This window comes from Streptomyces sp. SID14436 (genome assembly GCF_010548465.1).
Classification (GTDB): Bacteria; Actinomycetota; Actinomycetes; order Streptomycetales; family Streptomycetaceae; genus Streptomyces.
In genome coordinates this window covers 1-2637 of record NZ_JAAGMD010000279.1, presented here as the reverse complement: position 1 = coordinate 2637, position 2637 = coordinate 1, and the positions used below count along the sequence as shown (strand labels likewise).

At 77.4% G+C, this 2637-nt stretch carries 2 protein-coding genes; one reads left to right on the top strand and one right to left on the bottom strand.

Annotated features, from left to right (window positions below):
• Nucleotides 1-1343: AAA family ATPase (locus G3I53_RS10245; RefSeq protein WP_164438250.1), on the bottom strand; the 1343-nt coding region annotated here is incomplete at its 3' end.
• Between the two features lie 504 nt (nt 1344-1847).
• Between G3I53_RS10245 and G3I53_RS10240 the strand changes: the two genes are divergently transcribed.
• A partial coding sequence (locus tag G3I53_RS10240; protein WP_164438249.1) for a histidine kinase occupies nt 1848-2637 on the top strand: 790 nt, incomplete at its 3' end.

Here is a 2637-nt window from a genome sequence, read left to right as displayed (position 1 = left end):
ACGGGGCCGTAGGCGCCCAGGTCGGCGGCGAGGGAGCGCGGCGATCTCGGCCCGAGGGACGACCCGGCGATCCGCAGCGCCAGCGGCAGCCCGCCGCACAGGTCCCGCACCCGCTCGGCGGCCTCGGCGTCGTAGGGGCCGGAGGCGTCCTGCGCGGCGGCCGACAGCAGCTCCTCCGCGCCCGCCGGGTCCAGCGCCTCCACGGCCAGCTGGTGCACCCGCGCGGGCAGGTCGTCGGGCAGGCCGAGCGGAGCGCGGGCGGTGACCAGGACCAGGCTGTCGGACCGTTCCGGGATCAGCGTGCGCACCTGGAGGGGGTCGGAGGCGTCGTCCAGGACGATCGTGACCGGCGTCCCCGTCAGGTGCTGGTGGTACAGCTCGCTCAGCCGCTTGACCTGCTGGTCGGGGGAGGAGCGTTCGCGGAACAGCAGCTGCTCGCGGGGTGCGCCGAGCCGGTTCAGCAGGTGCAGCAGCGCGTCCCGGGTGGACAGCGGCGGCTCGCCGGGGCTGTCGGCGCGCAGGTCGACCACGCAGGCGCCCCGGAAGTGGTCCCGCAGTTCGTGCGTGGCCCGCACCGCCAGCGTCGTCCGGCCGCTGCCGGGAGCGCCGTGCAGCACCACCACCGTCGGCCGGGTCCCGGTGTCCGCCCGGGCGGACTGCACCCACTGCCGGATCCGCGCCATCTCCTGCCGCCGGCCCGCGAACGCGCCCGCCGGTTCCGGCAGCTGCCCGAACGACTGCTCCAGCACGTTGCGTCCGCGGGCCGCCGCGCTCTTGTCCGCGCCGCGCAGCCGCGGCCCCGCCTTCCTGGGCCCCGTCGAGGCGGCCAGGACCCGCTGCTGGTCCAGAAAGGGCCGGATGCCCCGCACCTCCAGGGCGGTCAGCCACTGCAGCCGCAACTGTTCGGGCCCGCCGGGCTGGTGCGCCGAGCCGGCCCGGCGGTGCGCGGCGGGCACATGCGTCCCGGCCACCTTCACCACCGTCGCCGCGGCCCCGGCCACGCCCACGGTCACCCCGGCGCCCACCGCCGTGCCGACGCCGGTGCCGAGGGCCACGTCGGCGACCACCGCCGCCACCCCGGCCACCCCGGCGACGAGTAACGGCGTCCCGCCGCCCTCGCGGGCGTAGCGCTGGCGGAAGGTGAGCCGGCCGGCCTCGGCCTCGTCGAGGGCGCTCACGTAGGCCGTGTACTCCTCGGCGGCGGTCTGAGCCATCGCGTCGAGCGCCCCGCGTGCCCGGCCGAGCAGCACCTTCCCGTCGGTGCGCCCGCCCGTGCGGCGCACCTCCTCCTCGACGGCCCGGCCCAACAGCCGCTCGGCTTCCGCCCGATGACTGTCCCGCATGTCACGTCCCCCTCCGCGGCGATGCCTGACGACGGCCCCGTTCCCTGGTCCCAAGTGTGTCGTCCGCGGGCCGTCGTGGGGAGGGGGCGATCCGTGGGGACGGGCGGTGCGTCCGGTCCGGATCCGTGCTGCCCCCGCCCGCACGGCAGCTGTGGCCGCTGTGGCCGGTGCGGGACGCGATGTCCTCCCCCCGGCGGCACCGCGGCGCCCGCCGGCCCACCCCCTACCCGGGTATCACCGCGGGCCGGCACCCCGGTACGACGCCCCCCGGCCGGTCCGTCGGCTACCGTCCGACCGGTGACCACGGACGGCACGGAGCGGCCGCGGACGCGCCACCCGGGCACGCCCCGGTCCCGCGCACCGCGAGGGCCGGGCCCGCCGCCGACTACGGTGGTGGCACGTCCCGTCCGGCGACCCCGCGCCGGCCGGCGCCCCGAGGCGCCGTCCGGCAACCGGCGTGCCGTACAGACGACCGACGTGCCGTACAGGGGAGGGGACGGACCCGTGACCTCAGGGGAGGAGCGACCCCCGCGCGCACTGCTCGCCGGGGCCTCGCGGCGGTGGGTGCGGGTGCTGCCGTGGGCGGTGGCGTTCGTCCTGAGCGTCGCCCTGCTGCCCACCACCATCGTGGTCCTCACCGCCGACTACGGCCTGAACGGGGCGGTGGCCGCCGCGCTGGCCGTGCCGCAGGCCGCCCCGCTGCTGCTCGCCGTCGTGCGCCCGCTGCGGGCCTGGTACGTGGTGTTCGTCGCGGACGTGGCCGGCGGGGTGGCCCTGCTCGGCCCCGACTTCGCCGAGCGGCTGCCGTGGCCGTTCCCCGCCCCCGTCCTCGTCGGCTACGTCGTCCTCTGCCTCGCCCTGGGCCTGCGCGAGAGCCGCCGGACCCTGCTGCTGGTGTGGCTGGCGACGGCGGGCGCCAACGTCGGCCTGGGCTTCGTCGCGCCGCACGGCTTCGCGGCGAAGGAGCTGCTGTTCACCATCCTCGGCGGCGTCGCCCTCCTGCTGGGCGGTGTGCTGCGCGAACGCTCCGAGGTGCAGCGCAGGCTCGCCGAGCAGGAGACCATCAGCGAGGCCGAGCGCAGCCGGCGGACGCTGCTGGAGGAACGCGCCCGCATCGCGCGCGAGCTGCACGACGTGGTGGCCCACCACATGTCCGTGATCACGGTGCAGGCGGACACCGCCGAGTACCGGCTGCGGACCCTGCCCCCGGACGTGCGGGCGGAGTTCACGTCCATCGCGTCGACCGCGCGGGAGTCGCTCGGCGAGATGCGCCGCCTGCTCGGCGTGCTGCGCA